The organism is Chitinophaga flava (genome assembly GCF_003308995.1).
GTDB classification, from domain to species: Bacteria; Bacteroidota; Bacteroidia; order Chitinophagales; family Chitinophagaceae; genus Chitinophaga; species Chitinophaga flava.
Genome location: NZ_QFFJ01000002.1, coordinates 1,674,935 through 1,696,322, shown reverse-complemented (window position 1 = coordinate 1,696,322; position 21,388 = coordinate 1,674,935). Strand labels below are relative to the sequence as shown.

The following is a 21,388-nucleotide window of genomic DNA, read 5'->3' as shown; positions in this document are numbered from 1 at the left end:
TCAATTAAAAAGCTAATAAACCTATTTAAAGCGGAATAATTCCTGTTACATCCTTTTGGCTACAAAATAGCGACTTTGGGCTACATCCGTCTTCTGCATTGTTCGGACTTTTGAGTCAACAAAACAATACTACTATGAACATCGTACTCACAGGCTCGATTGGCAACATTGGCAGACCACTCACTGAAATGCTGGTAAATAACGGGCATGCAGTCACTGTTATCAGCAGTAATGCCAGTCGTCAGAAAGACATTGAACTACTGGGTGCTAAGGCAGTCATTGGCAAATTGCAGGATGTGGATTTCCTGGCAGAAACCTTCAAAGGTGCTGACATCGTATACCTTATGGAAACAATGGAAGCTGTTGGCGACATGTTTGATAAATCAGTTGACTTTATCAGTGCCATTACTGCAATCGGCCAGAATTACAAAGAAGCAGTAGAGCGCTCCGGCGTAAAGAAAGTTATACATCTCAGCAGCATCGGCGCGCATACGAATAAGGGAACAGGTATCATCCGTTTCCACAATATTGTAGAGACACTTCTTCGCCAGCTGCCGGCCGACATATCCATCAAGTTCATTCGTCCGGGCAGCTTCTACATCAACCTGTTTTCCTCTATTCATAATATCAGGACCCAGGGAGCCATCATTTCCAATTATGGCGGTGATGTTAAAGAGCCATGGGTCTCTCCGAAAGATATTGCTGCCGTCATTGCCGGGGAAGTGGACAGACCATTTGAGGGTAAAACAATACGCTACGTGGCAAGCGATGAGATCTCTCCCAATGAGATCGCCAGGGCTCTGGGAGAAGCCATCGGCAAACCCGACCTGAAATGGCTTGTTATTCCAAGCCAACAGCTGCTGGATAGCTGGCTGAGCATTGGTTTTAATGAACAGGTAGCCAAGGGCTTTGTCGAACTGCAGGAAAGCCAGGGTAACGGCACTCTTTACGAAGATTACAATCAACATAAACCGTCGTTAGGAAAGGTGAAGCTGAAAGACTTCGTCAAAGACTTTGCCGAAGCTTATAACAGGGAATAGCGCAACACGCTAAAAAAGTTATTGTAATCAGCCTTTAGGATGGCCCCGCTGCCCCTGTAATAGGGCGGCAGCGGGTTCTGTTAAAAGTATTTTTTACCTTCGGATAAAGGGTATCGCAAGATGAATAGAAGTAAGTATGGTTCCTTTACAAAATCGTCCTGCCGAAAATTTTAGCGTATGAGGAAAATTCAAACATTAAGGACAATTAAGGACTTTCATCAAACCAGAGGTCTTAATCCCCCGGAGCATCCCTTAATCAGTATCGTGGATTATGCGGATGTACATTTGCTGCCTGAATACTTTGACTCTAATTGGACACTTGATTTTTATTTGATATCACTTAAAAAAAATATTGGCAGCAAAGTAAAGTACGGTCAGCAGACCTATGATTTTGACGAAGGCGTAATGTTCTTTATCGCTCCGGGCCAGGTATTCCGCATAGAACAGACAACTGGCTCACCCGGCAATAGATCTGGCTGGATGTTGCTCATCCACCCGGACTTTTTCTGGAATACGTCTTTGGCTAAAGAAATAAAGAAGTGTGAGTATTTCGGTTATGCAATCCATGAGGCGCTGTTTGTGTCCAAAAAGGAAGAGGACATCTTAATGGATATCATCAGAAACATCAGGCGGGAATATCACACCAATATTGACAAATTTAGTCAGGGAATTATTATTTCCCAGATTGAAACGCTGCTTAAATACTCCGAGCGATTTTACAATCGGCAGTTTATTACCCGAAAACGAGCCGGCCATCAAATGCTGGACCAATTGGAAATATTATTTGAGGAGTATTTTAGCGATGACATCGCCAGTGCCAAAGGTCTGCCTTCGGTGCAGTATTTCGCAGAGAAGTTACATCTGTCACCGAAATATTTAAGCACTATGCTCAAAACCCTGACAGGACAAACTGCTCAGCAGTTTATTCACGAGAAACTGATAGCATTAGCCAAAGAGAAATTGTCAATCACTAACCTGAGCGTAAGCGAAATAGCTTATAATTTGGGGTTTGAGCATACACAGTCATTTAACAAACTGTTTAAAAGCAAAACCTCCCTTACACCGCTGGAATTCCGAAAATCATTTGATCTGAACTGAAGCCATATCATTCCGGCCATAGCAATTGTTTGAATTTCACAATTATTGGTTTGATAAGATCAACCGGCAAAACAGCGTTAGGTCATACCTTTGTATCATGAAAAACAAAACATGGTATATAACCGGTGCATCTAAAGGATTGGGGCTTGCTTTGGTTAAAAAATTATTGGATGCAGGCTACAATGTAGCCGCCACATCACGCCAGGTATCAGCGCTAAAAGCTGCTGTAGGCAATGTAAGTGATAACCAATTTCTACCATTGGAAGTTGACCTGACGAATGCACAATCAATAGATGAGTCGATTGCGAAAGCACATCAGCATTTCAACGGGTTGGATGTGATCGTCAACAATGCCGGGTTCGGTATAGGCGGCTCCGCAGAGGAGCTGACACTGGAGGAGATACGAACAAATTTTGAAATCAATGTTTTTGCCACCATCAGTGTGGTGCATAGCGCATTGCCATACCTGCGCCAACAGCGCTCGGGACATATTATCAACATTTCTTCGATAGCTGGTTTTGCACCAAGCGCAGGGTGGAGCCTTTATAACGCCGCCAAATTTGCAGTAACGGGTTTTACGGATTCTCTGGCACTGGATATAGCCGAACTGGGCATTAAAGCGACAGTCGTTATGCCGGGTGCCTTTCGTACAGAATTTCTGACTGACAGTTCGCTGCTCATAGCAAAGAACCGCATAGAGGATTACCAAACTGTCCATGCAGTGCATGACCGCTATAAAACGCTGAGTGGCAAACAGACTGGCGACCCAAACAAAGCAGCAGATGCATTGATCGCGCTGGCCAATGATCCGGAACCACCGGTAAGAGTATTCCTCGGCAGCGACGCCCTGACAAGAGCGACGGAGAAAATATCACAAATGACGCAGGCACTTGACAAAAATAAGTCAATAGCATTGAGCACGGATTATAATGCCTGATGTGTTAATTTTACGGTATGTCTGACACTGAATCCATTGAACAATTTTATCAGCATAAATTTAACCACGCACCCAACGGTGTAGAGCTGGACAGTGGTCATTTCAATGTTTTTGATTTGGCTGAAACCATAGGCCCTGGCAAGCCCAGGCCCTACCAACGCCGTGACTTCTATAAAATAATGCTGATACGTGGAGACAATATCTTTCACTATGCAGACAAGAGCATTCCCGCAAATGGGGCTGCGTTAACCTTTTTTAACCCGGATGTACCTTATAAGTGTGAGCAACGTGGCTCAACCTCAGGCTACTTCTGTATCTTCAAAGAAGGCTTTTTCAGCGATCATTTGCGAAGCAGCCTGAAAGACTTACCTGTCTTTACACCAGGGAGCAGCCCCATATTCCTGCTTAATAAACAACAGGAACGCCTAATCGAAGATATTTTCAGCAAGATGCGAAGTGAAATCACGACTGATTATCCTTTTAAATATAATCTGATCAGAAGTTATGTTACTGAATTAATCCATCAGGCTATGAAGCTGCAGCCGATGGAACAGATTTATCAGCAGACCGATGCCAATGCCCGGATAACTGCGGTGTTCCGCGAGTTATTGGAACGACAATTTCCAATCAGTTCCGGTGCTCAGCAATTCAAATTACGTTCTGCAGCCGATTATGCCGGAATGCTGAATATTCATGTCAACCATCTAAACCGGGCCGTTCGGACAACGACCGGCAAAACCACAACAAGGCTGATCAGCGAACGCCTACTAAGTGAAGCCAGGGCACTACTGGCACATACCAACTGGAATATCGCTGAAATTGGTTACTGTCTGGGTTTTGAAGAGGCAGGAAATTTCAATCATTTCTTCAAAAAAAATACAGGCATCACACCGGGTACTTACCGGCAGCAAATCTCTTAACTCCGCAATTGAATAAAATACCGCCTTCGAGGAATAATTTTTTCGCCTGCCCACATGGCAATGTCATTTAATGCCGAATATACAGGTGGAGGGTTGAACAAAAACAAATAAATCTAACAACAAATCATGGAAACTCTAGCAAGCAAAGTCGGCGTAGAAGAAGAAAAGCACCTGATCCTACTTACTCTTAATGATTATCTTCAAGGGCGTCCGGTAAAAGATATCGAAAGGCTCCGGGGCGCATTTCACGTTGATGCCTACATCAGGACCATCATAGATGGAAAGTTGGTTCAGTGGACACTGCCACAATATCTGGACCTGGTTGCCCAGGCAGCATTACAGGAATGCCAACCCGAACTCCTCTCCTATACCTGGGATGGAGACACCGGGTCTGCCCACGTGCAATTGACTTTTGCCACCTTTCGGTTCATTGATCGGTTTAACCTGATAAAGTTAGACGGGAAATGGCTGATCGTGGATAAGATCTCCTATCGACAAGAATTATAGTGGGAGGTTGAGTAAAAAGTTACCGGTCTGCAGCAACAACTGATAGAAAAGCCCCTCCCGGTTTTATAGAATAAAGCATAACGCAAAAACCCGCTACTACGGCGGGTTTTACTATAATTCTGTGATCCCTGGTACAAACCCTGAACCTCTATTTCTTTGAGTTACGAAAATTAGCAGAAATAGTATAATGACTGTCTGTATTAGTTAAAAAATGGTAATCAAACACGTTATTCCACCTGCTGCTGTTTCAGCAGTTCGTTGCGGACCTGCCTGTTCTTCAGCAACCGAATATAATTCAGCGCAAGGCGGTTATTATATTCCTCGTAAGCCTTCTGCGACCATTTGATCGCAAGGTCCAGCTCCCCGTTAATCTCACAGATGATGGCCATATTATAGCAGGCCCTGCCAGCCACGGTGTTGTTAGGGTTCGTGGTCTCTTTCTTCCATAGTTCAGCTGCGCCGTTCCAGTTGCCGGTTTGCGCTTTACGCCGGGCTGTCCTGAAATTGTCAGTGCCTTTCACATAGTAATCTCTTGTTACCCTTGTCCGATAGGGAATAATTCGCATGCCATAATATTGCCCAGCTTGTACGCTCACTTCCTTTACCGCCTCTTTGCGGTTGATCAGTGCGCCGGCCGCGGCGACAGGGTTGATGCCCTTGCCAGAGAAAGTAAGATCCCTGGTAAGAGGAAATTCATCCAGGATATTCCTGCTGGCGGGATCATAGATCCGCCAGCCCGTTTTTACACTGGTTAGCATACTGGCCCGATGCTCTATACCTGGTACATTGCCCAGCGGTGTTTTTAAAGAAACCGGTGTAGCGGCATAGTTGATCTTCGAATCGGTGTCAAAAAGCTCCAGCGAGAAGAGGGCGTCCACATGATGTTCCCGGCATATTTTGTCAACGGTTTCCCAAGAGAGCGGCGCAGAGAAAAGTCCCGGGGCATTGGTAGTTAAATCCAGCTCGCCCAGCTCTTTTACATCGCTGAAACGGCTGTTCCTCCGCAGTTCGTCGGTAAGCCCGTTCACGCTACTTTGCGCCCCTTCCTTGTCAAGCTGTGCACCTTCCAGGCTGAATATCTTGTCAACGATGTCTAACGCCTTGTTCTTTGAGTTAACGGTAGTCCTGTTCACAACACCGGGACTTTTAACATAGGCCGGTATCGTCACAGGCGCCGGTTGCAATACACTAATGTGAACCAGCTCGGTAGACTTGCAGGAAATACAGGTGATCGTTATTAATGTAATGAAAAGCAGTTTTTGTAGGCAGGTTTTTGTAGGCATAGGATAGTGATTGAATAATGATTGTCCCTCGTTTTAACTGGTATTCGCGCTAAAGTTACATATAATAAAATTTATATACCACAATAACCTTCCTGTTGCAGAAAACGATAAACTACTGCCTTATCCTCGCCCCTTATTTCTTTCCAGCTTAGATAAATACCTCTGATGTTCTACTAAACTTCTCCCAATCTCTAAGCAACTACCGTTTTTAAAAACGCATTATTTTCTTCCAGCCAAAGCTTAGCCCTTTGTACTACAATATTCCTGATATTCTCTGATTTAGCTCCTGGCCAATAATTTTGATCATCTGAATATGAATTCATTAAACTATACCAGGCCAAATACAACAGAAAGAAATCCAGTAAAAGATAATATTTATCATATGCGCCATAATAGCAGACATATAACTCACCTAAATTTTCTTCTATATCCTTGTCCTGGGCGATTTCCTTAATATAACCAGTTAAGCGAACAATAGCAGGATCATCTGCTCTTTGCTCCTGGCGCAATTCGTTCAGTGCTCCCTTTACATAGGGAATAGTTTCAAAGAAGCTTGTGGGTTTGGGCAAACCAGCGAGAATAAGCAGCTGAGGAGTATCATATCCAAATTGCAGCATCTCTATAGCCCAGTCTATAAACGGATCCATGTCCATCCAGTGATGGGGCAAGCTAGGGTAGTCTAAACGCTTACTTGTCAGATGACTTGAAGGATTCAAAATAAAAATATTTCAGGTAAAGATTATGGCTTACAAGATAGTAAAGATTCGGATCTCCTTCAGGAGTATAATAATGCTATATTTAAGCTAGTGTATCCGATTTTGTTGCCTTCTGGATTAGCTAATGCCTCGAGCACGGTTGGCTTTCCCCGGCTTTTATTATTTCGTTATCCATTATTTCAAATGATGTTATCGCTCATCTTTTCAAACTACAAAACAATTCAAAAGAACAATCTTATTTAAACAATTTCGGAATTTCGGGAAATCCCGATATATTTGCCCAATGGAATTAATTACGGTTTTTAAAGCGCTTAGTAATGAAACTAGATTAAACATACTTATTTGGCTCAAAGAGCCCCTTCTTCACTTTCCTGCTGAGGAACTGGAGGACTATGATGCCAATCTGGGTGTTTGCGTAAGCGACATTACCAAAAAGGCTGGTTTATCGCCCTCTACAACGTCAGATTACCTGAGTTTACTACAAAAATGCGGGCTTATCGAAGCTACCCGGGTTGGGCAGTGGACCTATTATAAACGTAATGAAGGGGCGATTAAAACAATGAACAAATTAATCCAAAAAGCATTCTGATTTTTTTAATCAATTATTTCGAGAATAAGCGAAATTTCGAATCATGAAAGCAATTGTAATTGAAAATTATGGCGGACCAGAAGTTCTCCGGTTAAAAGAAGTGCCTACTCCTTCCATTACAGATCATTCCCAGGTACTGGTGAAGGTAAGAGCGACCTCGGTAAATCCGCTCGATTATCAGATAAGGCGAGGCGACTATACATCGCTGTTTGATTTACCAATTATAACTGGCCATGATATTTCTGGCGACGTTATAGCAGTAGGTGAAGCAGTGAAACAATGGCGACCTGGTGATAAAGTCTATTATTCTCCACGTTTTGGGGGCACCGGTAGTTATGCAGCGTATCACCTTGCAGAAGAATCGTCACTATCCAGGATGCCCGACAATCTTAGCTACGAAGAAGCTGCCGCAATGCCGCTTATTGGCGGAACAGTATGGGAAATGCTTGCCGTAAGGGCTAAATTGAAAAAAGGAGATACTATACTTATCCTTGGAGGTGCAGGTGGAGTTGGTACATTGGCAATACAAGTTGCTAAAGCATTAGGAGCATTTGTATATACAACAGGGCAAAGCATTTTACATGAAAAACTTCAGCTTCTTGGAGCGGACGTAGTCATCGACCATCATAAAAAAAACTATGTCGAGGAAATACAGGCATATACCAAAGGGAAAGGAGTAGATGTAATTATTGATACCATCGGAGGCAGTACACTCTCAGACAGTCCGCTTGCCTTGGCTAACTATGGTTCAATTGTAACACTGGTTGATATTGCACAGCCGCAAAACCTGATTCACACCTGGGAAAAAAATGCTACCTATCATTTCGTTTTTACCCGGCAAAGCAGGGATGAACTCCATCATATTACCGGATTAATTGAAACCAAACATGTAAAGCCAATTATAGATAGTATCTATCCAATTGAAGATGTCAGAAAAGCCCATCAAAGAATGGAAGACACAAAACGAGACAGACCTTTATTTGGTAAAATTGTTCTGTCGTTGTAAGATGTTCGGACATGTTTCAAACAGGCAATTGATCGGGAAGAATTACAGTGAGAGGTCAGGTAAATGTATTTTAATATCAATACGGGGAGTGGTTGGCCCCCCGTATTATTAGGATAAATTGTCTGCTCCAAATCTCCTTACACTTCTACCTATTGCGGATATAATATCTGTGTAGCACGGATATCCCATGTCGTGAATCCATTCCATGGCAGCACGGTTGAATTCATCACAGAGTTGGGATCTGAAGCCGGCGTTCCAGGTATTAATGTACCGTTAGTCTGGTTGGTATGATGGAAGCCTATTGTATGGCCAAATTCATGGGTGATGGCAAACAGCTGCTGAGTGGCAGAAAGACTATTATACTTGGAATTAATTTCAACGGTTACCCCTGGCTTGCTGTCTGATCCTGGCAGATAGGCTCTCGCGATCCAGTTGGCGTCTTCATAACCCATAAAAACCCGGGTATTGGCGCTTGCTGCCGAGGATACAATAGACATTCCCAATCGGGTGCCATTCACGGCGTTCCAGTTGTTCACCGCACCTTCGATCGCTGTTCTCCAGACAGTAGGGATGCCGGGCTCAAGGTAAAACTTGATGTTGGTGTTGTAAGCATTACCTACAATGTAAGGACCGCGCCGTTGTTCTGTGTTAGGCCCCGATTTCGAGTCAGCAACACGGCGTTTAAGGTCGGAAATGGTGATAATAATGTCATCTTCGATAATAACACGATCTTTTTCGAAGACAATATGCTTTCGGTCAAATCCCTGATTGGCCAGGTAGTTCGTCATTTCTTCTACTGTAGGGGCTGGTGATGGGTCGTTCAATGCCGTGTCTTTTTTGGAGCAGGAGGAGAAGAGGAGGGTTAAAGAGGCAATACAGACGATTGCGCTAATGTAAAATCCATTAGAGTGCTTCATGCTAGACAGTTTTTTAGGTTAAGTAATAAAGAATGAATAATTAATTAAAGCTAATGCCTATGACCAGTAATTCAATGGCAGTTTAGAACCTGGAGCGTAACGGTTCATTTTCATAGTAGGTAGCGCCGGGTAGTGAGGTCAGCCTGCAGTCGGGTTATATTCTTTATAAGTGAGGTTACCTTTATGACCGTCATCAACCTTTCGTTTTTGATCTTCGAAGATTGGCGACTATTACTTAATTTATACGAGCTTCGACTTGCTATATCCGGGGAAGCAAACACTCATTTTTCCGGTGTGTGAATACTTTCCATTAAGGCTTCATCAGAAAAGCTGATTTTCAACAAATGATCAGCAATGCCGTCATCATGCTATACCGTAATACGAAAAATCTGGTCATCGTAGCCCGTGCTGTTTTCCTTTTGGTCAATTTTTACAAATCCGTACTTTTCATAAAGCCCTTTTTCTCTGCTTACAAGATATACTTCTTTAAATCCTACGTTCTTTGCATAGGCCAGCGCAAATTTTATCATTTGTTCACTTAAACGCTGACCGCGATATTCTTCACCAACAAACACGAACCCTATATAGGGAGTGTAGCTTACACTTGGAATAACATCTGTTTCCGTAATGGTGCAATAACCGGCAATATGTTGCCCTTCATATGCTGCAAAAACTCTTTGCCAGTCTATAAATACATTTTCCTGCATCTGCTTCGCCAGAACAGGGCCTGCTTTCCATGAGCAGTTTTGGGCATATTCGATGATCGGGTTCCACAGATCATCACCAAATTTCAATGTCCTGATTTCCATAAGCTGAATATAGTGATTTGCGTATTTTTTGCTTTCCTGTTACATTTTTTTTCCTGTTTTCCTGAACTCAGTGGGGCTTATTCCATTATACCTTTTGAAGGTACGGTTTAGATGACTTTCGTCCGTGAAGCTAAGTTCATAGGCAATTTCACTCATGCGCATATCACTGTGCAATAGTCTGGTTTCCACCAATCTGATCTTATAATGAGTAATATAGCTCTGAAGTGTTTCACCGGTTTGCTTTTTGAAATACCTGCCCAGATAGTTTGTTGAAATATTAAAATGACGGCTTAAATTTTCAGTTTTAAGCTTCTTGGGCTCAAAAATATTTACTTGTATAAAATTCAATATTTCCAAAATAGGCTCGCCTGTATTTTCCTTTATATTCTTGGGTAATTTTAACGCAATATTTCTTGCTACAACAGTAATAATGGTACTGATAATCTGTTCCGAAACACGGGTATAATAGATCTGTTGTCTGGTCTGTTCATCAGATATGGCATTTACCAGTAAAGCAATTAAAGGTTTGTCCGTTTTGTTTTTTAAGATGCATCCCGGCCTGTGGCTGGCATTTTGTATAATGTACGCTACTTGCGTCACCGTATCCTGGTCCTTGCCTGATTTTTCTCTAATATATGATTCATTAAATCTTAGAAAAAAGAAACAGGTCTTTTGGTCAATATCAAAGGAGTAAATGTCCTTGGGGGTTAATAAGAATAAATTTCCTTTCCGATAATTAAACTGGTGCTTATTGACAAACTGTACGCCGGTCCCCTCTATAACATAAATGAGTTCAAAGAAATTATTGCGTTTTAATGGCTTTTCGAAACGCTGTAGTTCCTTCCATTCGATTTCATATTGTTGATGTAAAGTGTCTCGCCCCATGGAATAAAAATACAAAATTAGCGTAATAATGTACAACTGGAACAGTAGCAGTCTTGTATATTTTTGCCTATATCAATTTTAATAAAAATGAAAATTTTAATGATTGGTGCAGGTGGCACTATTGGTAAGATGGTCACACCGGCCCTGAAAGGGCATGAGGTGATCACGGTGGGAAGAAATACCGGGGACATTACGGCTGATATCTCTTTAGAGGTCGCCGTGGATAATTTATTTAATCGGGTGTCAAATATTGATGCTGTCATTTGTACTGCTGGCGATAGTGTTACAGATAACCTGTCAAAGATGAATAAAGACCAATTTATGGTTGGTATTCACCAGAAGTTATGCCTACAGATTAACCTGGTGCTTTCCGGTATGAAATATCTGAAGGATAATGGTTCGTTCACACTTATATCCGGAAAAATGGGTGAGTTTCCTGTTAATGGTTCATCGGGAAAAGCACTTGTCAATGGAGCGATCAATAGTTTTGTAATGGCTGCGGCGCAGGAAATGCCGAGAGGGATAAGACTAAATGTTATCAGCCCTTCTAAGGTTTCGGATATTGATGAGAATGAATTGATAGAGGCTTATGTAAGATGTCTTGAAACAGCAATAAATGGGGAAATTATAAGAGTAGGCTATAATAAACAGTAATTTATTATGAAGAATATAGTATATCTCGTCTTTATGATGTCTTTCTCTTTTGTACAAGGACAAAATAATAAAGAAACAACAATTTATAAGGACCAGCAACAATTTTGGGGTACATGGTCGCTTATCTCAGTTGAGAATATAAATGCGGATGGCAGTAAAATTTTTCCTTATGGCGAACATCCCGTAGGAATGCTCCTATTTACTAAGGAAGGGAAGTACGCTGTTCAGATATTAAAAGCTAATCGAAGTAAAGTTCTTGCCAATGATAAAGCTAAAGCTACCACAGAAGAAAATGCGATGTTAGTGCAAGGAAATAATTCTCATTTTGGAACCTATACTATGGATGAGGATAAACAGGTTATTGTATTCAATGTACAACATGCTTTCTATCCAAATTGGGAGGGTATTTCGCAAGTGCGTACTTATTCGTTAAAAAATAATCTTCTGACGTATACCGTGACTACGCCTACAAGCGGGGGAGCTGCGGTGGCGAAAGTTGTATGGAAGAAAGACTAGCAGAGAAATTCCCTGGTATTGCACTGATAAACATACCGGAGCTTGGTAACGATAGGTCAATTTGCACTTTGACAGACTGCCAGACAGACAAAAAAACCCCGCGACAAGCGCGAGGTTTTAGAAGTTTTTTGGTGATCCCGCTGGGACTCGAACCCAGGACCCATACATTAAAAGTGTATTGCTCTACCAACTGAGCTACGGAATCTTTACACCCCGTTTGTTTAACGGAGTGCAAAGATAGGAATATTTATATTTCTTCCAAATTCTTTTGTAAAAAAATTTACTATTTCCCTGTAAACACCACCTTGTAGCGGATCAGCGGGTCATCTTTTTCCTGTTGATCGAAGATGTGGAGCAGATAATACTTACCGGCAACCCAGTCGCTGACGGCATTATCGTAGTAGGGACTTCCGGGATTTCCACTCTGTCCGCCGGGATAGATACCATAGGCTTCGGTTTTATCGGAGAGCTGCACCACCATACGCCAGGAAGGGCCATGGGTCTTTTGTGTAGCGTTTACGATATGACGGCCGCCACCGGTGTTCAGGTTCATAGCACTGAAAGCGGGAATAGCGCGGGTGAGGTGACGGATATCTGTACCACGGGACCTGCCCAGCTCCAGTTTGCCTGCTTTATTCAGCTCGGCCAGCTCTTTGACACTGGTGGCAAATGCGCCTTGCATCAGCCCCGACAACGTTTCTTTCTGTGGTGTGTTGATATTGTCCACGAAATGTACGGCGCTGTCGCGGAGCAACATCAGCAGAACGGTAGAAGCCTGTGGCCATGTGAGCACAGAGGAATCTTTGGGTGTCAGCTCATCCCGGAAAATAGTATCGGAGAGATGTCCCCAGAGCGTATTGAAGATGGTAGCTGCTTTGCTATCGGCTGTGCTTACACAGTTCCATTGTGAAAGCAGTTGCCAGTAAGGTTGCTGAGCTGCGGTGAGCGCTGTTGTATCTAAGTGTTTGCGGATAAGCGGCATGGCTGCGGCGGCAAACAGGTTTTTGTTATCGTTCTGCAACGTCATCATATCCTGTGGCGTGATCTGGCTCATTTCACCGAGACGGTTGTTGATACGTTCTCCGCGGAAAAGATCGAATTCACCATACAATGCATAAGGATAAGTATTGTCTGTAGGACGCTGATTAGCGGAGCTGACAAAACCACGTTCCGGATTTTTCATATGAGGTACTTCAGCACGAGGGATATATCCTTGCCAGGCGTAGGTGCTGTCGCTACCTGGCATGATCCATTTACCCTGGTTTTTCCAGCGTAAGGGGAACTGGCCATTATGCCAGATGCCGATATCACCTTGTTTATCGGCGAATACGAAGTTCTGGGCAGGGCAGGTATAGTGTTGCAGCGCTTCTACATAATCATCGTAATTACGGGCTTTATTGAGTTTGTAGAAGGTCAGCAGTTCATTGGAAGAGTCCAGTGCTTTCCAGCGCATAGCGAGGAAAGGCTCATGGGTGGTTTTTTCCGGCCAGGTGTTGTCAAATGCAACAGGTCCGAAAACGGTATAGGCCACCGTATCATAGATGGGAGCGCTTCCTCTTACCTTGATGGTTTCCACTCTCAGCTCAGCAGGACGATAAGTGCCGTTGAACAGATATTCTTTTTTACCATTACGGAACTCCATACGGTAATAGTCTTTCACATCTTCTTCTCCGTTGGTAACGCCCCAGGCGATATGATCGTTGAAGCCGATGATAACACCGGGAGCTCCGGGCAGCGAGGCGCCGTAAACGTTCATATCAGGTGTATGTATCTGTATTTCGTACCAGAGAGAAGGCAGGCTCAGACCCAGATGCGGATCGCTGCAGAGGATGGGTGCACCGGAACGCGTTTTACTACCGGCCACGGCCCAGTTGTTACTGCCGTTTTCCGGGTTGGGCTTGTCCATTTTAAACTTCATATAGGAAGCATCGATGGCCAGCACACTATCAGGAGGAGCTACTGCTTTAGCAGCAGGAGCCGGGAAAGCAGTCCCTTTGGGGATGATAGGGTACAGTGTATCCTGGAAGTCGGGATACAGCAGGTTAAAATCAGCCATGGAAAAGAGACGGCGGGCATTGGTAAACTCCAGGTCGTCGCAGAAGCCCGCCAGGTCGGCAGACATATATTTCAACAGCAGCGCCGATTTGATCACATCCCATTTTTCAGGTTTGTAATCCAGTATCTTGTATTCTACCGGTAAGGTAGCGGGGGTAAGTTGTGCGATGAAAGCATTGATACCATCAGCATAGGAATGGATAGCCGTACGTGTAGCGGGATCAGACTCCATCATGGCTACAGCTTTTTCTGCACCATAGATCATTCCGTCACGACGTTTGCCCCTGTCATACCCGATGAGGCCGGGGCCCATTATCTCCGACAGGCGGCCGGCGGAGGCAAAGACCTGCAACTCCATCTGCCAGAGGCGATCGCGGGCTGTCACATATCCCTGCACGTAATATGCGTCTGCTTCGTTGTCTGCAAATATATGTGGTACAGCACGGTCATCGTACCAAACTTCCACTTTGCCGGTCAAACCGGGTAATACCATCGTTTCATGCGGCCGCTCTCCGATCACTTCGGCATTCTGCCAGAAACCGGTCTGCGGACTCAATAATTTACCCATCGGGGGTACCTGGCCTAACTTGGTGCTGAACACATAGGAGAGTGACAACGTAACGGCGGCGGTTATAACAGCTGGGATGATTCTCATAAATAGTAGCTCGGATGTATATGTAAAATACATCATTTTTTGTATCAACGAGCTTAACGCAATAAGACTTTTACCAACTGCTCAATTTCCACTGCAGTATTAAAGCTGTGGATTACAATCCGCAGCCGCTCCTGCCCTTTGGCCACCGTAGGATGCAGGATAGCACGCACATCCAGCCCCGCGGACTGTAACATAGCTGCTATGGTGCGGGTGTTTTCATTGCCTCCGGTGATCACCACCTGGATCGGTGTTTCACTGGGGAGTAACGCCAACGAACCTACGCCATCACGAAACTGCTTTATCCGTGCCGAGAGTTCTGCCCTCGCGTCGTCCATATAGGGAAACAGACTATAACCGGCCTGAATGGCGGCGATGGCTGTTGGCGGCAATGCTGTGGAATAAATAAGCGACCGGGAGAAATTGATCAGATAATCACGTAAGGTAGATGAACCCAGCACTACTGCACCGTGACAGCCCACCGCCTTGCCAAACGTATGCAAACGGGCAAAACAGGCATCTTCCAGTCCCAGTGCCTGTACCAGCCCTTCCCCCCGTTCTCCTACAACTCCCGTTGCATGCGCCTCGTCAACGATCAGATGCGCGCCATATTCCTGGCACAAAGACACGATAGCCGCCAGCGGCGCCATATCCCCATCCATCGAATACACCGACTCTACCGCCACAAAGCAGTTGCCACCGGCATTGTTGATCTTCTTCCGCAGATCTTCCATATCATTATGCCGGAACGAATAAGTCTGTGCATGCGACAACCGCATACCATCACGGATGGAAGCATGTACCAGCTGGTCATACACCACGGTATCCCCTTTCTGTGGCACACAGGAGAAAAGCCCGAGATTAGCATCATATCCCGAGTTATATATCAAAGCAGCATCAGCCTGATGAAAAGCGGCCAGGTCTGCCTCCACATCGTTAATCCATTGGTAATTACCGGCCAGCAAACGGGAACCGGTACTGCCATGAGCAGCAGGGCGCTCCTGCATAAGCATATGAACCTTCTCCTGTAAAGCCGCGCTACGCGCCAGTCCCAGATAATCATTGGAACAAAAATCAATGAGGTTGCCCTGCAAACGCAACTCCCGGAAAGCATGCTGTTCCCGCCGCTGCCGCAATGGTTGCAGCAAAAATGGTTCTGGACTTCTGTGCATAAACGAATGAGCTTTTAGCAATTTAACTGATTCAATACTATCTTCGCACAACAAAAATAATCAATACCTGAAAGTTAAAACATGAGTAAAGTATCCATACTCGGATTAAAATTACCTACTGATCCCCGTTGGGTTAACCTGGCAGCTATCTCGCTGCAGGACATCCTGACGGACCATGCCTACTGTGAACAAAAAGCTGCCTCCTCCGCTATTTCCCTCATCCAGCGCAATCCTGAAAGAGAAAGGCTGGTACAGGAACTCGCACCTATCGTGACGGAAGAATGGGGTCACTTCAGACAAGTACTCGCCGAACTGAAAAAAAGAGGGCTGCAGCTGGGCAAACAACGAAAAGATGAGTATGTAAACGCACTCATGGACAACCGCAGCAAAGGCGGACATGCCGACGATGCCTTTCTCGATGCTCTGCTGATCTTCGCCCTTATAGAAGCCCGCAGCTGCGAACGTTTCCGCCTGCTCAGCGAAGGTCTCGAAGATGAATACCTGCGCGAATTCTACCGCCGTTTTATGATCTCCGAAGCAGGACACTACCGCCTGTTCATCGATCTGGCCAACGAATACTTCCCGGAAGAAAAAGTCCGCAAAAGATGGGAAGAATGGCTGAAGATGGAAGCCGAAATACTGAAAAACATTGAAGTCCGCGGTGACCGGATGCACTAATATTTTCTTATTTGTTTATTTTTTTATTTGGTGATTCAGGAAAACGAAATCCTCAAATAAAAAAATAAACAAATGAAAAATCAGAAATTAAATCCCATGTTCACATAAAACTTCAGTTTACCCGACTGATCACTATACATCATCGTTGCCTCTATAGGCCCCAACCTGCTGCTATACCCCGCTCCCAGCCCATAACCACTCAACATCTTGTATTTATCTCCCTTATCCAGCACATCCCTTCCATAAAGAGCCACCCCTATTCTGGGCATCGCATAAATATTTTTTATTACCTCATATTGCCAGGCTGTCTGCACCGCTGCTACTTTAGGGGAAATAACTTCTCCCTCAAACAACCCGATCAACGGTATCTGGTTACGGATTACATTATTCATCCCTCCTACTACAAAACCACTGACTACGGATTCATGATAGTTGAAATTCCATCCCAGGTTACCGTCAAATTCAAGGGCCGACTTATGCCCCAGAGGGATATAGTACTTTGCGGTCACCAGCAGCCGTTGATAATCATTAAAACGAATACCGGCACTGTCCAGGTTCAGCGGCACCCCATCGTTACTAACGTTGATGCCTGAATGCTGATTATAGATATACCCTCCTTCTATATTCAACAGAAACCCCTTGGTAGGATAGACTTTCTGGTTGAGGGAATTGATACCAAAGAAAGCGTAGGTATTGAGCTGATTGGTGCTGCCTCTAACCTCTACAAACGGTGAGAACTGTGGCTTGTACTTGATATACTCCCAGCGGGAACCGGCGCCGAAAGCCATCGTGCTGCCCAGCGAGTACTGCAGGTTAATATCTACGTTAGCGTATTTGTTGCGAAAGGGCTGCAATTTGGAGAGATCTTCATTATAAAAGGTAAGCCCTGTATTCTCATAGTGTGCACCCAAGCCAAAACCAAAGCTGCGGCTGCGTCCCAGGTATTTAAAATATTCTGCTGCCAGCCGCGGATTTTCGCTGATGGCCACGCTCACAAATGAACGGGAGTTGGGTATGATAAAATTGCGCTGGGTTAGGTTGAGGATAGCGCTGGCTCCTGTAAGCGTATTATAGTTGAGCGCAAACTTAACATAGGTCAGCGGATTCTCTTCTGCCGTGATATCCATCCTGAACTTACCATATCCTTCGGGCTGCAGGTTGTAGGTGATCAGTTTATAAAAGCGGGTACCATACACGCGCCGGATGGCTTCACGTAGCTGACTATTAGAATAACAGCCGTCAGGTTTGAGATGCAGCCTTTGCAGGAAAAAATTTTCTTCGGAATGTACCAGCCCCGACACATGGATACTGCTTAATTCAACATCAGCAGCAAAAGGCAAACGATTGGCCACAAACGGACCCTCAGGCTGCAGGGCATTGAGTGAGTCGGCCAGGTGTTTGAACACCGGATACATCTCCCGTCCTTTGCGCTTGCCGATTTCGATGATAGAGTCCACACTACCGAAAGCCGCTGCTGAATAGTTTTCCAGCTCTTTATGGATCGGGATATAGATATCACATTCTTTACGGGCCTTTTCAAAGTCGATGGCATCTTTATAAAATCCCAGCTGGTAAAGGATATCGAAGGGCGTTACCAGTTGATCCGCTTTACGGAGGCCACCGCTTACATTAGAGCCGATGACGATATCGGCGCCCATTTCCTTAGCAGTGATGACGGGGAAGTTACGCACCACGCCGCCGTCCACCAGTTTGCGGTCACCTATTTTCACAGCAGTGAAGATAGAAGGGATAGCCATACTGGCACGCATACTCGTAACAATTTCACCGCTATCGAGCGTAACGATCTGGCCGGTGGCCACATCAGTGGCAATACATTTAAAGGGGATATTAAACTGAGAAAAATCTTTCTTGTCTTTTACAGGCCAGCTTAACCGCGCCAGCTCCAACCACAGCGCTTCGCCGGAAATCACGCCTGAAGCCAGTTTCGGCTTGCCATATTCAAAGGGGATCTCAATAATGTATTTGTTGTATTCGTTTTTTTCTTCGTAGGAAACATCCGTGAGTACCGGTTGATTGGTGAAAAGACTGTTCCAGTCTATTCTGCGGGCCACTGCTTCTATACTGTCTGCTGAATAACCCATCGCATATAAGGCGCCAACGATACTGCCCATACTCGTGCCCGTTAGATAGTCTATCCGGAGGCCCGCACTATCAATCGCTTCCAGGATACCGATATGGGCCAGGCCTTTGGCGCCGCCACCACTAAGGGTAAGCCCTATTTTGGGCCTGACGGCACCGGCATGCTGGGCCTGCAAACCAGGTGGAAAAATTAACTGGCTAAGTATCAATAAAAAAATAAGTCTGCTGAAATACGATAACGGTCCTTGATTCATCTTTTCTTTATTAATTGGGCTACTTACTTAAAGATAAGTCTTTATTCCTTTCAGGAATTCGGCAGCAGGACTTGCACCCATAATAATTATTTCCTATCTTTTTCCCTTCAATGTTAATAACCCAAAAGCCCAATCGCTTAAAAAATCTCGAAATGCAACAATCCGGAACCAAAAACATCTGGCAGGTCATTATGGCCTCCTCGGCAGGCACACTGATAGAATGGTACGACTTCTACATCTTCGGCAGCCTGTCGGCTATTATCTCTGAAAAATTTTTCCCTCCCAGCAACCCTGAGCTGGCCTATATTGCCACCCTGGCCACTTTCGCTGTAGGGTTTATCGTAAGGCCTTTCGGCGCCATCGTATTTGGCCGCCTGGGCGACCTGGTAGGCCGGAAATACACTTTCCTGCTTACCCTGCTCATCATGGGTGGTTCCACCTTCGCCATCGGCCTGATACCCAGCTATCATACCATCGGCGTACTGGCTCCCATGCTGGTGTTAATATTACGCTTATTGCAAGGCCTCGCCCTTGGCGGTGAATACGGCGGCGCAGCCACCTATGTAGCTGAACATTCACCCAATGACCGCCGCGGGTATTACACCAGCTTTATCCAGACCACCGCTACACTGGGCCTGTTCGTATCGCTGGGAGTCATCCTCATTACCCGCACTGTGATGACCACAGAAGACTTCAACAACTACGGCTGGCGTATTCCTTTCCTGCTCTCGGTTTTTCTGGTGATCATGTCTTATTATATCCGGAAACGGCTACAGGAATCACCGCTGTTTGTACAAATGAAAAAAGAAGGGAAAACTTCTGCCAATCCTATCAAGGAAAGTTTTGGCAACAAGGAAAACCTGAAACTGGTGCTCATCGCCCTTTTTGGCGCAGCCATGGGCCAGGGCGTGGTATGGTATACAGGCCAGTTTTATGCACTTTCCTTTTTGCAGAAGACGATGAACATCGAGTTTGTACAGTCCAATATTATCATTGCCATCGCACTGTTACTGGGTACACCGCTGTTTATTTATTTCGGCTCGTTGTCTGACCGTATCGGCCGCAAAAAGATCATGCTCGCCGGCATGCTGATAGCTGCACTGGCCTACTTCCCCATCTATAAAGCCATGGATACGATCGGGGATTTAAAACAAAAAACGGAACAAACGGCGCTGTTTAGAATAGAAAGTACTCAGTCCAAAAGTGAATCCGGGCAGTTTGTGCAGCACACTACCCGCGTGCATAGTTATACAGACGGTAGTATTCTCCGGCAAAGTGAAGGCAAATCAGAGTTAACGGTCAGCAAAACGAATATGGCCATACTGGTGTTCCTGATATTTATACAGGTGGTGTTCGTGACCATGGTATATGCGCCCATCGCCGCTTTCCTGGTAGAGATGTTCCCTACCAGAATACGGTATACGTCCATGTCGCTGCCGTATCATATTGGCAACGGTGTATTCGGCGGACTGCTGCCTACCATCTCCACTATCCTGGTCACCAATACCGGCAACCACCTGGCAGGACTCATTTATCCTATAGCCGTGGCCGTTATCTGCTTCGTGATTGGCCTGGTGTATGTCCGGGACAACAAAGGAGGAGCTTTATAAAAGAAAATATTATTCAACCTTAAAATGATGCAGGAGGTCTTCCCAGTATAGGTGAGGATGTGCCTGCATCAGTTGTTTTACCTTGTCTGCATAAGTGCGCAGAAACTGCTGATGCTGGCTGCTCTCCGGGTTAAACGGCCGGTGCTGCGCGGCCCTGTTGACTTCCGCAATGGTATGCAACAGTGGCTGGCTGCTGCCATGTACGGCCGCTTTCACCACATGCTCCCACACATAGTTGACAGCCGTTTCATTAGGATGCACCATATCATCTTTATAAAAACGATAATCGCGCAGATCATCAATCACCAGTTCATACGCCGGAAAATACCAGAGCCGGGCAAACTTGTTGACCATATGATGTACCGCCTGTAGCAATACAGCTTTGCTCAGGTTATTTTCCACCACGCCATCGCGTATGTAACGTACCGGACTAACGGTGAAGAGTATATTTAGTTTTCTGTTACGGAAAAACAGCCGATGCATCACATTATCGAGAGCAGACACCACTTCTTCCACGGTGAGCAGACGCTTGTGGAAACTGGCACCCGGCACTTTATGACAGTTGCCCACCAACTGATTGCCTTCTTTCAGGAAATAGGCATGGGCCGATCCCAGTGTGAGCACCAGCCAGTCCACCTGTTCGATGTTCCGGATAGCTTCCTGCTGGGCCGCATTGATCTGTTCCAGCGTAGCTTCGGGCGTAAGGCCAGAGAAACGGCTGTGGTGGTCCCAGCTATGCCAGGTATCCTGATGCTGGAAGAGATCATCTTTTGTATAGATTTTTCCGTCGAGATAAGACGTGATCGCCCTGGTAAGGCTCAACGGATTGAAGAGGATACCATGAGGATTGATGAGGGTATTAAACCGGTGCTCATGTAGTTTGGCGCCTATTTCTTCCGCAAAACAGGAGCCCATGAGCAATATTTTGTCGCTGTAATGTATGCCCGGTTCGATTGTATCTACCGGGAAGCTCAGATGGAATTGCATGTC

At 45.2% G+C, this 21,388-nt stretch carries 20 protein-coding genes and 1 tRNA gene; 11 read left to right on the top strand and 10 right to left on the bottom strand.

What is annotated here, in order from left to right:
- Positions 1 to 134 precede the first annotated feature (134 nt).
- From DF182_RS23185 to DF182_RS23165, 5 genes are all read left to right on the top strand, one after another.
- Positions 135 to 1,040, top strand: a complete 906-nt coding sequence (locus DF182_RS23185; protein ID WP_113618169.1) for an NmrA family NAD(P)-binding protein — start codon at positions 135 to 137, stop codon at positions 1,038 to 1,040.
- Between the two features lie 177 nt (positions 1,041 to 1,217).
- Positions 1,218 to 2,138, top strand: a complete 921-nt coding sequence (locus tag DF182_RS23180; RefSeq protein WP_113618168.1) for a helix-turn-helix domain-containing protein — start codon at positions 1,218 to 1,220, stop codon at positions 2,136 to 2,138.
- A 97-nt stretch (positions 2,139 to 2,235) separates the two neighbouring features.
- Complete coding sequence (locus tag DF182_RS23175) at positions 2,236 to 3,075, top strand: SDR family oxidoreductase (RefSeq protein WP_113618167.1); 840 nt, start codon at positions 2,236 to 2,238, stop codon at positions 3,073 to 3,075.
- 17 nt (positions 3,076 to 3,092) lie between these two features.
- Entirely contained in the window at positions 3,093 to 3,995 is a 903-nt protein-coding gene (locus tag DF182_RS23170; RefSeq protein ID WP_113618166.1) for a helix-turn-helix domain-containing protein, read from the top strand.
- Between the two features lie 126 nt (positions 3,996 to 4,121).
- Entirely contained in the window at positions 4,122 to 4,502 is a 381-nt protein-coding gene (locus tag DF182_RS23165) for a nuclear transport factor 2 family protein (protein ID WP_113618165.1), read from the top strand.
- Positions 4,503 to 4,729: 227 nt separating this feature from the next.
- On the opposite strand, the gene DF182_RS23160 is transcribed toward DF182_RS23165, so the two are convergent.
- Together DF182_RS23160 and DF182_RS23155 are read right to left on the bottom strand one after the other, a co-directional pair.
- The gene (locus DF182_RS23160) at positions 4,730 to 5,785 is read right to left on the bottom strand and encodes a DUF6340 family protein (RefSeq protein WP_113618164.1); all 1,056 of its coding nucleotides are present in this window, start codon (positions 5,783 to 5,785) and stop codon (positions 4,730 to 4,732) included.
- Positions 5,786 to 5,976: 191 nt separating this feature from the next.
- Positions 5,977 to 6,501, bottom strand: coding sequence for a hypothetical protein (locus tag DF182_RS23155; protein ID WP_147243520.1), 525 nt, complete (start codon positions 6,499 to 6,501; stop codon positions 5,977 to 5,979).
- 283 nt (positions 6,502 to 6,784) lie between these two features.
- Here DF182_RS23155 and DF182_RS23150 point away from each other — a divergent pair, with 283 nt between their 5' ends.
- The gene (locus DF182_RS23150; protein ID WP_113618162.1) at positions 6,785 to 7,090 is read left to right on the top strand and encodes an ArsR/SmtB family transcription factor; all 306 of its coding nucleotides are present in this window, start codon (positions 6,785 to 6,787) and stop codon (positions 7,088 to 7,090) included.
- A gap of 43 nt (positions 7,091 to 7,133) precedes the next feature.
- Positions 7,134 to 8,096: a zinc-binding dehydrogenase gene (locus DF182_RS23145; RefSeq protein WP_113618161.1), complete on the top strand. Its 963-nt coding sequence runs from the start codon at positions 7,134 to 7,136 to the stop codon at positions 8,094 to 8,096.
- Positions 8,097 to 8,245: 149 nt separating this feature from the next.
- Here DF182_RS23145 and DF182_RS23140 read toward each other — a convergent pair whose 3' ends face one another.
- The 3 genes from DF182_RS23140 to DF182_RS23130 all read right to left on the bottom strand — a co-directional run bounded on the left by DF182_RS23140 (position 8,246) and on the right by DF182_RS23130 (position 10,707).
- On the bottom strand, positions 8,246 to 9,013 hold the full coding sequence (locus DF182_RS23140; RefSeq protein ID WP_113618160.1) for a M57 family metalloprotease: 768 nt from the start codon (positions 9,011 to 9,013) through the stop codon (positions 8,246 to 8,248).
- Between the two features lie 368 nt (positions 9,014 to 9,381).
- Positions 9,382 to 9,822 (bottom strand): GNAT family N-acetyltransferase, encoded by a 441-nt coding sequence (locus tag DF182_RS23135; RefSeq protein WP_113618159.1) that lies wholly within the window; start codon positions 9,820 to 9,822, stop codon positions 9,382 to 9,384.
- Between the two features lie 39 nt (positions 9,823 to 9,861).
- A complete protein-coding gene (locus DF182_RS23130; RefSeq protein WP_113619696.1) occupies positions 9,862 to 10,707 on the bottom strand; it encodes an AraC family transcriptional regulator in 846 nt (281 codons plus the stop codon).
- Between the two features lie 87 nt (positions 10,708 to 10,794).
- Between DF182_RS23130 and DF182_RS23125 the strand changes: the two genes are divergently transcribed.
- The gene (locus DF182_RS23125) at positions 10,795 to 11,361 is read left to right on the top strand and encodes a short chain dehydrogenase (RefSeq protein WP_113618158.1); all 567 of its coding nucleotides are present in this window, start codon (positions 10,795 to 10,797) and stop codon (positions 11,359 to 11,361) included.
- A gap of 6 nt (positions 11,362 to 11,367) precedes the next feature.
- A complete protein-coding gene (locus DF182_RS23120) occupies positions 11,368 to 11,877 on the top strand; it encodes a lipocalin-like domain-containing protein (protein WP_113618157.1) in 510 nt (169 codons plus the stop codon).
- Positions 11,878 to 12,006: 129 nt separating this feature from the next.
- Here the strand turns inward: DF182_RS23120 and DF182_RS23115 are convergent.
- The 3 genes from DF182_RS23115 to DF182_RS23105 all read right to left on the bottom strand — a co-directional run bounded on the left by DF182_RS23115 (position 12,007) and on the right by DF182_RS23105 (position 15,756).
- Positions 12,007 to 12,082, bottom strand: a tRNA-Lys gene (locus tag DF182_RS23115).
- Between the two features lie 78 nt (positions 12,083 to 12,160).
- Positions 12,161 to 14,587, bottom strand: a complete 2,427-nt coding sequence (locus DF182_RS23110) for a penicillin acylase family protein (RefSeq protein WP_161964230.1) — start codon at positions 14,585 to 14,587, stop codon at positions 12,161 to 12,163.
- A 53-nt stretch (positions 14,588 to 14,640) separates the two neighbouring features.
- Positions 14,641 to 15,756, bottom strand: a complete 1,116-nt coding sequence (locus DF182_RS23105; protein WP_113618155.1) for an aminotransferase class I/II-fold pyridoxal phosphate-dependent enzyme — start codon at positions 15,754 to 15,756, stop codon at positions 14,641 to 14,643.
- Between the two features lie 81 nt (positions 15,757 to 15,837).
- Here DF182_RS23105 and miaE point away from each other — a divergent pair, with 81 nt between their 5' ends.
- Positions 15,838 to 16,434, top strand: a complete 597-nt coding sequence (gene miaE / locus DF182_RS23100) for a tRNA-(ms[2]io[6]A)-hydroxylase (RefSeq protein ID WP_113618154.1) — start codon at positions 15,838 to 15,840, stop codon at positions 16,432 to 16,434.
- Between the two features lie 80 nt (positions 16,435 to 16,514).
- On the opposite strand, the gene DF182_RS23095 is transcribed toward miaE, so the two are convergent.
- A complete protein-coding gene (locus DF182_RS23095; protein WP_113618153.1) occupies positions 16,515 to 18,788 on the bottom strand; it encodes a patatin-like phospholipase family protein in 2,274 nt (757 codons plus the stop codon).
- Between the two features lie 152 nt (positions 18,789 to 18,940).
- Between DF182_RS23095 and DF182_RS23090 the strand changes: the two genes are divergently transcribed.
- Positions 18,941 to 20,398, top strand: coding sequence for an MFS transporter (locus DF182_RS23090; protein ID WP_113618152.1), 1,458 nt, complete (start codon positions 18,941 to 18,943; stop codon positions 20,396 to 20,398).
- A 9-nt stretch (positions 20,399 to 20,407) separates the two neighbouring features.
- Here DF182_RS23090 and DF182_RS23085 read toward each other — a convergent pair whose 3' ends face one another.
- Positions 20,408 to 21,385 (bottom strand): GSCFA domain-containing protein, encoded by a 978-nt coding sequence (locus tag DF182_RS23085; RefSeq protein WP_113618151.1) that lies wholly within the window; start codon positions 21,383 to 21,385, stop codon positions 20,408 to 20,410.
- Positions 21,386 to 21,388: the final 3 nt, after the last annotated feature.

Excerpts from the sequence above, each read along its gene's own strand:
- DF182_RS23185 (WP_113618169.1), top strand. The coding sequence starts at position 135 with ATGAACATCGTACTCACAGGCTCGATTGGCAACATTGGCAGACCACTC.
- DF182_RS23180 (WP_113618168.1), top strand. The coding sequence starts at position 1,218 with ATGAGGAAAATTCAAACATTAAGGACAATTAAGGACTTTCATCAAACC.
- DF182_RS23175 (WP_113618167.1), top strand. The coding sequence starts at position 2,236 with ATGAAAAACAAAACATGGTATATAACCGGTGCATCTAAAGGATTGGGG.
- DF182_RS23170 (WP_113618166.1), top strand. The coding sequence starts at position 3,093 with ATGTCTGACACTGAATCCATTGAACAATTTTATCAGCATAAATTTAAC.
- DF182_RS23165 (WP_113618165.1), top strand. The coding sequence starts at position 4,122 with ATGGAAACTCTAGCAAGCAAAGTCGGCGTAGAAGAAGAAAAGCACCTG.
- DF182_RS23160 (WP_113618164.1), bottom strand. The coding sequence starts at position 5,785 with ATGCCTACAAAAACCTGCCTACAAAAACTGCTTTTCATTACATTAATA.
- DF182_RS23150 (WP_113618162.1), top strand. The coding sequence starts at position 6,785 with ATGGAATTAATTACGGTTTTTAAAGCGCTTAGTAATGAAACTAGATTA.
- DF182_RS23145 (WP_113618161.1), top strand. The coding sequence starts at position 7,134 with ATGAAAGCAATTGTAATTGAAAATTATGGCGGACCAGAAGTTCTCCGG.
- DF182_RS23140 (WP_113618160.1), bottom strand. The coding sequence starts at position 9,013 with ATGAAGCACTCTAATGGATTTTACATTAGCGCAATCGTCTGTATTGCC.
- DF182_RS23135 (WP_113618159.1), bottom strand. The coding sequence starts at position 9,822 with ATGGAAATCAGGACATTGAAATTTGGTGATGATCTGTGGAACCCGATC.
- DF182_RS23130 (WP_113619696.1), bottom strand. The coding sequence starts at position 10,707 with ATGGGGCGAGACACTTTACATCAACAATATGAAATCGAATGGAAGGAA.
- DF182_RS23125 (WP_113618158.1), top strand. The coding sequence starts at position 10,795 with ATGAAAATTTTAATGATTGGTGCAGGTGGCACTATTGGTAAGATGGTC.
- DF182_RS23120 (WP_113618157.1), top strand. The coding sequence starts at position 11,368 with ATGAAGAATATAGTATATCTCGTCTTTATGATGTCTTTCTCTTTTGTA.
- DF182_RS23110 (WP_161964230.1), bottom strand. The coding sequence starts at position 14,587 with ATGAGAATCATCCCAGCTGTTATAACCGCCGCCGTTACGTTGTCACTC.
- DF182_RS23105 (WP_113618155.1), bottom strand. The coding sequence starts at position 15,756 with ATGCACAGAAGTCCAGAACCATTTTTGCTGCAACCATTGCGGCAGCGG.
- miaE (WP_113618154.1), top strand. The coding sequence starts at position 15,838 with ATGAGTAAAGTATCCATACTCGGATTAAAATTACCTACTGATCCCCGT.
- DF182_RS23095 (WP_113618153.1), bottom strand. The coding sequence starts at position 18,788 with ATGAATCAAGGACCGTTATCGTATTTCAGCAGACTTATTTTTTTATTG.
- DF182_RS23090 (WP_113618152.1), top strand. The coding sequence starts at position 18,941 with ATGCAACAATCCGGAACCAAAAACATCTGGCAGGTCATTATGGCCTCC.
- DF182_RS23085 (WP_113618151.1), bottom strand. The coding sequence starts at position 21,385 with ATGCAATTCCATCTGAGCTTCCCGGTAGATACAATCGAACCGGGCATA.